Origin of the sequence: Methanospirillum sp. (assembly GCF_035406105.1) — an archaeon.
Classification (GTDB): Archaea; Halobacteriota; Methanomicrobia; order Methanomicrobiales; family Methanospirillaceae; genus Methanospirillum.
In genome coordinates this window covers 1-7,390 of the sequence record NZ_DAONKG010000124.1, presented here as the reverse complement: position 1 = coordinate 7,390, position 7,390 = coordinate 1, and the positions used below count along the sequence as shown (strand labels likewise).

Annotated in this window: 6 protein-coding genes; 3 read left to right on the top strand and 3 right to left on the bottom strand. The window is 41.4% G+C overall.

Annotated features, from left to right (window positions below; genetic code table 11):
• Positions 1-946: 946 nt before the first annotated feature.
• A complete protein-coding gene (locus PLA23_RS08425) occupies positions 947-2,506 on the top strand; it encodes a beta-ribofuranosylaminobenzene 5'-phosphate synthase (protein ID WP_324474851.1) in 1,560 nt (519 codons plus the stop codon).
• 9 nt (positions 2,507-2,515) lie between these two features.
• On the opposite strand, the gene PLA23_RS08420 is transcribed toward PLA23_RS08425, so the two are convergent.
• A complete protein-coding gene (locus PLA23_RS08420) occupies positions 2,516-3,538 on the bottom strand; it encodes a PAS domain S-box protein (protein WP_324328077.1) in 1,023 nt (340 codons plus the stop codon).
• Positions 3,539-3,668: 130 nt separating this feature from the next.
• Here PLA23_RS08420 and PLA23_RS08415 point away from each other — a divergent pair, with 130 nt between their 5' ends.
• Positions 3,669-4,070 (top strand): STAS domain-containing protein, encoded by a 402-nt coding sequence (locus PLA23_RS08415; protein ID WP_324328078.1) that lies wholly within the window; start codon positions 3,669-3,671, stop codon positions 4,068-4,070.
• 25 nt (positions 4,071-4,095) lie between these two features.
• Here the strand turns inward: PLA23_RS08415 and PLA23_RS08410 are convergent, their stop codons facing one another.
• The gene (locus PLA23_RS08410) at positions 4,096-5,565 is read right to left on the bottom strand and encodes an RNB domain-containing ribonuclease (protein ID WP_324474850.1); all 1,470 of its coding nucleotides are present in this window, start codon (positions 5,563-5,565) and stop codon (positions 4,096-4,098) included.
• Between the two features lie 98 nt (positions 5,566-5,663).
• On the opposite strand from PLA23_RS08410, the gene PLA23_RS08405 reads away from it, so the two are divergent.
• Positions 5,664-6,233: a flavin reductase family protein gene (locus tag PLA23_RS08405; protein WP_324328082.1), complete on the top strand. Its 570-nt coding sequence runs from the start codon at positions 5,664-5,666 to the stop codon at positions 6,231-6,233.
• Positions 6,234-6,262: 29 nt separating this feature from the next.
• On the opposite strand, the gene PLA23_RS08400 is transcribed toward PLA23_RS08405, so the two are convergent.
• The coding region (locus PLA23_RS08400; RefSeq protein ID WP_324474849.1) for an adenine deaminase C-terminal domain-containing protein at positions 6,263-7,390 on the bottom strand (1,128 nt) is incomplete at its 5' end.

The following is a 7,390-nucleotide window of genomic DNA, read 5'->3' as shown; positions in this document are numbered from 1 at the left end:
AATCTCATGCTTGAGCAGTCATCAGTTGTAGTTAATGATATTCCTTCTCTTATCAAGGCCTTACCATGTCCGATTCCAGTGCGACCAACAGCTATCTGATCGCATGTGAATAATGTTAACGGATTATAGTATCTTATGGTCTGATAGTGTTTGATTATTAACAATGAAATATAGGTTCCCTTCGAAGTTTCCTTCTTCTTTCTCTTAGAAAATTCTGATTACCGGATAAGATCATGTTCTGTCATACCATTTTCCAATTGTACGGTATGATATCATGTGAGTACCCTGTCTGTTTGATTGTGGTGCATACGTTCTTCCTGAATGAACCATTGTCTTTGATTTATTGTGTCAGTATTGATGCAATTATATTTCATAACCGACATTCGGCAGCAAATTGTAATGATTTTGGATTTATTTATAGCAAACCAATAAATGGATATAAATCCATTCTCCATAGGAAAATAGGGCTGAATTATTTGAGCCCTGTTTAAGACCTTTACAATGACATTTGATCTGACCGTCAACCATGAGGTGTAATCTTAAAACGGACTAAATGAAAAAATCATCAAATTTAATCGTGGTTTAGAATAGATGATTTTAAAAATTATTCATTGCAAATTTCTACTGCCGAGTGTCGGTTTATAAGAACTTTCAAATGAATTAAAGCCTTACAAGATTTAAAAGTTTTTTATGAAATCTTCCATTCATAACAGGTCGAAACACTTAAGTTGCACCAAGATTAATAATGCATGGTGCACTATCTGTCTCACAGCGAAACATGCACCTAGGATAGTCCCTTCTGTATAGATCTGTTCTGGTAACCCCGGAATAATCGTACAGATTTAGGTTGTAGTTTGGTGAGTTCATTTTTCTTGAGGTTTCTCTATATTAATCATAAGAATCTGATACATTTTTCTATACACATCACTCTTTTATTGGTGCAATAATGACACAGGCATCGGTTCTGGAACTCATTCAAAAGATAGAACATGAATCCGGACAATTAACAAAACCTGAACGTGCTCTTCTTATCACTGATGGTTCCGTTACCCGGCTTTTGGAAGCATTTGGTAGTGCACCCGTCGGTGTCAGAACAATACAGCAGAACATTCTTCCTGTACCAGAAAAGATAGCTGAATTTCTTGAAATTTCACCCGGAGATGATGTGAACTTTCGGGAAGTGGATCTATACAATAAAAATGATGGCCGAGTTCTAATACATGCTATCTCATATGCACCATTAAAGCATCTTCCAACTGGTGCAATTACCCGGCTAATAAAAGAAGATGAGCCGATTGGTATGATAATGCGTGATGAAAAGATGGAATCAAGGAGAGAGATCCTGTCAATACGAAAAATTACCCATCCATCTGATGACCACAGGCAAAATACACGGGAGAAATTTCAGTTAAGCAGGTCGTACCGGATTATTCATAATTCACGCCCGATATTTTATATTGAAGAGCAAATTCCTCTCCCTCTTTTCACCGAAGATACTACCATCAAAGTAATTACTCCTTCACGTCTTCATATCGGGCTTCTTGATATGAATGGTGGAGGAGGCAGAGTCGATGGCGGTGCAGGTATAACTCTGGCAGACCCTGGTTTCATTTTTGAAATATCTAAATCAGATGCGTTTTCCCTGACTTCAGAGGAACGAGAGGTCGCACATCAGGTGCAGCCCATTCTTGATAAATTAATCATGAATGGATTATCGATTCCTCCGGTACATATTCACATTCAACAATCAATTCCCTTTCACTCTGGTCTTGGAAGCGGAACCCAGGCTGCTCTTGGAATTGCAGCCGGGATTGGGGCAATGACTGAACAGAAACTATCTGCAGAAGAACTGATAGCCCTTTCCGGAAGGGGTGGGACATCAGGTATCGGAATAAGAGCATTTTTCATGGGGGGATTACTTGTTGATGCCGGTCATCGATTTGGACCTGGTAGAAAGAAGGATTCGTTTGCACCATCAGCATCATCATCCGGTGCAGGAGCAGCTCCACTGGTTGGCCGGTACGCTATCCCAGAAGATTGGCATTTCATACTTGCAATACCTGATGGATTTGCAGAAATTCACGGTCAGTTGGAATATGATATGTTTCAGAGGTTCTGTCCTGTCCCACAGTCTGAAGTCCAGGCTCTTTCCCATATTCTTCTTATGAAACTGATCCCTTCCGTAATTGAAGAAGACCTGGAACAATTTGGAGAGGCTATCAATGAGTTCCAGAATTATGGGTTTAAAAAATGTGAAATAAGCCTTCAGCCACCCGTAATCATGGACATCATGGATGCCATGAGGGATGCTGGTGCAGCTGGAGCCGGTATGAGTTCATTCGGACCGGTAGTATATGGGGTATGTGATTCGAATACGAATGCAATCAGATCAGCAGTTCAAAACATCATGAATCAGGAAAAAGGCGGGAGGACGGTATGTACCAAAGGAAGAAATAGTGGAGTTGAGGTCATTAAAAACGGCCACAAAATGCAATTGATATACTGAGCAATATTTTTAGGTATCTGCCTGAAAGTATCTGACGAGAAATTTTCTAACCTTTTCTGACTCAATAAATCCTTTATCAAGTTCATCTACCAGAGAATCGATAATGGTTACCTGCTCTGAAATCCTGGCGTTTTCAGGGGTTTCAGATAATGAAGCAAGTGTCAGGATGACACTTAATGGATTTCTTATCCGGTCGTTTAAAATTGCAAACTGTTCAATATTTCGATTGATCTGTTCAAATGCATTCTTTTGAAGTTGCCTGATCTTTACCCGATCTGAAATGTCCCGGGAGATCTGAATAATGAATTCTTCGTCTTGAATATTCACTTTCAAAGCGGTTATTTCAACCGGGATTATCTCCCCATTTTTTGAGACTTCAGAGAATTCTGCAGTCTGAACCTTCTTTACTTTAAAACTCTTGATGAATGATAAAAATCTTCCAAATTCTTCCGGAGGGAGAATGTCTGCAGGTGACAGCGTCAATAGTTCCTGCTGGTTGTACCCGAGTCTTTTCGCTGAAGATGTATTTGTCTCTATAAAAAGTCCTGGATAACCGGTCTCATCAATCTGATATATGGTAACTGAGTCAAACAAATTTTCAAAAATTGTTCTAAACCGTTCCTCTGTTCGGATCAATATTTCTTCTGCCTTCTTCCATCTCGTGATCTTCCTGAAATAGCCCATCTTCCAGGGGAAATCTGGATTCTCTCCTTCCCGGATAGAAAACTCCACTGAATGCCCCCTTCCTGGTCCGGATACAATCTGGATGTCCTGATGGGTACGATTTGATGAAGTGGGATGAAATATTTCAGAGGAGACTATCTTTGGGTTTCTAATCACCGGAAGAACCACTTTTTCTATGAATTCATTAAATTTTGTACCCCTGAAATCCTCAGTGGCAATTGGAAATAACTGTGAAATACCCTTATTCAGGTGACAGATGATGTCTGATGTGTTCAGGATGACAATACCATCCTCTATTGTTGAAGTGAGTTCATACCAGACCTGATACAAACTCTCTGATGAGTGCATATGTCATCAAATATTTGGCATTGAATCTATTTATGGAATATCTATTCCACCATTCATTAAATAATAGTTTTGAGATCCATGATACCTGCATCTTTATGCTTCCGTTCTCGTATATGGATATGGATACCATATGGCGTTACCAGATCTTGAAAATAATCTCCTCTATACGCTCAAAAAAGAAGCAGGTTCAACTCTTCCCATTGATATCTGGTATGAAGGAGAAATTTGGGTTTTTCATCCGGTTGGTTCTATCGACATCACAACATCAGTTGATCTTGAAGAAACACTGATGGAAGGTATTGCTCAGGGAATGCGATATATTGTTCTGGATCTGACAGATGTCCGTATGGTATCCAGTGCTGGTATCAGAGTCATTATTGCTGCTTTTAAGGCCTTAAAAAAGGTAAATGGAGAGATCTGTTTTTCCACGCCGAATATGAGTGTATCAGAAGTTCTCAGGCTGACCGGCCTTTTAAAAATAATAAATGTCTACCCTGACAATATTGTTGCTATACGGTCATTTTCCGTTTAATAAATATGGACCTGGTTTTAATAATCTATGGATTTTGAAGATATTCAAAGTCGATATGACCATTGTATGGGTCGGTTCGGAGTAATTTCACAACAACCTTCTGCCCAACTCTCAGACCTGATTCTCTTTTGACAACTCTTCCTTCTGCAGGGGGATCTATAAGCCTGACATAGGTTCCTTTTTCTGAAGCACCGGTCACAAACGCCTCAAAGGTCTCTCCAATTCTTGGTTTGAGCAGGACGGCTGCAGCTGATTTTCTCATAAACCGTTCAACTTTATTCGCGGCTTTTTCCCGACCTGAGAGCCATTCTGCTTTTTCATCAAGTTCCTGAATTGTGTATGGAGGTTTTGTTCCAAGGAGTACGGATTTGATCAGTCGTTGAATGATGAGGTCCACATATCTCCGGTTTGGTGCAGTTCCATGAGTATAATCCGTAACTGCAAGAGCAAAGTGCCCGATAGGGTTTTTCCCCGGAATAAATGGTACGTACTCTCCGGAACCCATGAGTTTTACAATGGTAAGAGAGAGATCCGGGAACCGTTCAGGATCTGCTTTTCGTTGTTTTGACAGGAATGACGAGAGGGATTTTGCATCAGGGTGAACGGGCAGTTTTTCACCATATCCGGCTGCAACAAGTCTGATCTCCTCCCAGTATTTTGGGACCCTGACAACCCGCTGTATCAATGGCAATCCTGCTTTTTCCAAAAAAAGAACCATAGTTCCGTTTGCTGCAACCATAAATTCTTCAATAAGATAATGTGCTGCATTTTGTCTCTGAATGATGAGGTCTGTGACCGTTTCACCATCTGAAATTACCTGTGCCTCAAGGGTTTCCAGATCCAAGGCACCTTGTCTTCTCCTGTGTTCACGAAGACGGACTGCAGCCTCATTCTGTAGTTCGATCTGTCTTTTCAGACCTTCTATGGTAGCAACCTGGGGTGGAACAGGGCCGTATCCCATAAGCCAGTTGCCAATCTCTTCATATACTAGTTTTGCTTTATTTCTGACAACTCCCTGATATATGTTCCCGGATCTGACTTCCCCATCCAGCATAACCGTATATTCAATAATAATTGCATAGGAGTCCTGACCGGGTAGAAGTGATGAAATACCCTTACAAAGCTGGTCAGGAAGCATATGAAAGGTAATTATTCCGGGATATACTGATGTTCCGTTATGTCCTGCATGGGCATCTGTCTTTGAGCCTTTGGGTACATACTGGTCAACATCAGAAATAGCTACTTTGACATGAATTTCACCATTTTCACCCTCCTTTACGTACTCGATCTGGTCAAGATCTTCAGAATCCACATTATCTATCGAGCTCCAGAGAAGGCCCCGGAGATCTCTGATCCCTTTTTTAATATGTACCTGATGTTTTTGTGAAACCCTCTCTGCTTCGTGGATAACCTCCCGGGAGAACCGTGGAGAAAATCCATACTTTTCCATAGTTTCCCATGCGATTGATTTCAGATCAACATGTTCATGTTTCATATTTGTATTCCTGCCAGAGGAATCATACCGGCTCACTGATATCTGTTCGCATTCTCACCGAGGGATTTCTTTTTTGGTTTCACATCCAATTATCTGGTATGAAACAATCAATCGGAAAAAAACCGGCAATCATCCCGACACCAGTTCTCATTATTGGAACCTATGATACTACCGGGAAACCGAATGGAATGACTGCAGCATGGGGCGGGGTCTGTAGTTCAGACCCCCTGAGTATCTCATTTTCCGTGCAAAGGACACGCCATACCTATCAGGCCCTTCTTGAGAAAAAAGAATGTACGATCAGCATTCCATCGGCAGCCTATGTAAAGGAAGCAGATTATTTTGGTGTTACATCAGGCAGAGACCGTGATAAATTTGCCGACACCGGTCTTACTCCTGTCCGTGCACCATTGGTAAACGCTCCCTATGTTGGTGAATTTCCCATTGTGATTGAGTGCCGGATTTCCAGAGTCGTTGATGTGGGTGTTCATGATCTGTTTATCGCAGAGGTTGTCGATGTCCTGCTGGATGACTCTCACATCTCTCCAGATGGAAACGTTGATTTGGGAGATGTCCCATTCTTTTTTTATCATCCTCTGAATCGATCCTATTATAAAACCGGAGAATTTTTAATGCCTGGTTTTTCATCAGGCAGTCTGTTTAAATAACTTTTTTTCAGTCTGATGAGATGAAATGATTATGTATCAGTAAATATTGGAACATGGGAGAACATGTTCACATCAAATACTCCCTTTGTTGTTACCCTGATCTCCGGAATTACCGTAAGTGCAAGAAATGACAAGTACATAAAAGGATCTGCAATTGCTCCACACGCATCGGTAATCCTGTGAAGGTTTGTCAGTTCTGCATGGACATTCTCATATGGTAATTCTGACATCAGACCGGCGATTGAGAGGGGAAGACAGCATTCCTTGGTGTCACTTCGTGCAACCATCGCCCCTTTGTGTTTTATAACGGTTGATAATGCCCTGAGTATCTCATCATCAGATGTTCCAATGGCGATGATGTTATGAGAATCATGGGATATACTGGAAGCAATAGCACCGTTGGTAAGTCCAAAACCCCTGACAAGACCGACTCCGATACGTTCCGGGTGGTATCTCGAAACGACTACGGCTTTTAAAATATCTCTTTTTATGTCCGGGATATCCTCTCCTGATATCTGGGTGTACTCTGCTGTTGTTCCGATCTGTCCTTCCTGAATTCTGATAACCCGTGCTGTTCCCCTCCCTCTTATCAGAATCTCCTGTACCGACGGAATGCGTGCATGGAAAGGGCATTGTGATATCTCATTCTGAACCGGGTTCCATTGGTTTGGTGAAATTTTTGTTCCCTTTTTAAATGTAGCTTTCACGGTGCAGTTGTTCAGATCGCTGAGAATACAAAAATCAGCAACCCGTCCTGGACTGATGGCACCCCGATCGTCAAGTCTGAATCGCTCTGCAGCTGATAATGATGCCATTTTATATGCAATTTCCGGCTCACACCCATATTCAATAGCTTTCCTGATACAATCATCAATATGACCTGATGTAACCAGCATATCTGCATGCCGGTCATCAGTGCAGAAACAACATCTTGATGATGTGCAGGGCGTGGCCAGAGGAATAAGAGTTTGAAGATTTCGTTCGGTTATACCCTCTCTCATGTAGAGGTACATACCCTTTTGTAATTTTTCTCTTCCTTCCTCAAGTACACATGTCTCATGATCGCTTTGTAATCCGGAGGCAATATATTCATCAAGCATTGATCCGGTAAGATATGGAGCATGTCCGTCACGAATAAGGGTAAGAGGGATCTTCTC

Bases quoted from the DNA above. Each gene is read 5' to 3' on its own strand.
- PLA23_RS08410 (WP_324474850.1), bottom strand. From the start codon at position 5,565: ATGAAACATGAACATGTTGATCTGAAATCAATCGCATGGGAAACTATG.
- PLA23_RS08415 (WP_324328078.1), top strand. From the start codon at position 3,669: ATGGCGTTACCAGATCTTGAAAATAATCTCCTCTATACGCTCAAAAAA.
- PLA23_RS08425 (WP_324474851.1), top strand. From the start codon at position 947: ATGACACAGGCATCGGTTCTGGAACTCATTCAAAAGATAGAACATGAA.
- PLA23_RS08405 (WP_324328082.1), top strand. From the start codon at position 5,664: ATGAAACAATCAATCGGAAAAAAACCGGCAATCATCCCGACACCAGTT.
- PLA23_RS08420 (WP_324328077.1), bottom strand. From the start codon at position 3,538: ATGCACTCATCAGAGAGTTTGTATCAGGTCTGGTATGAACTCACTTCA.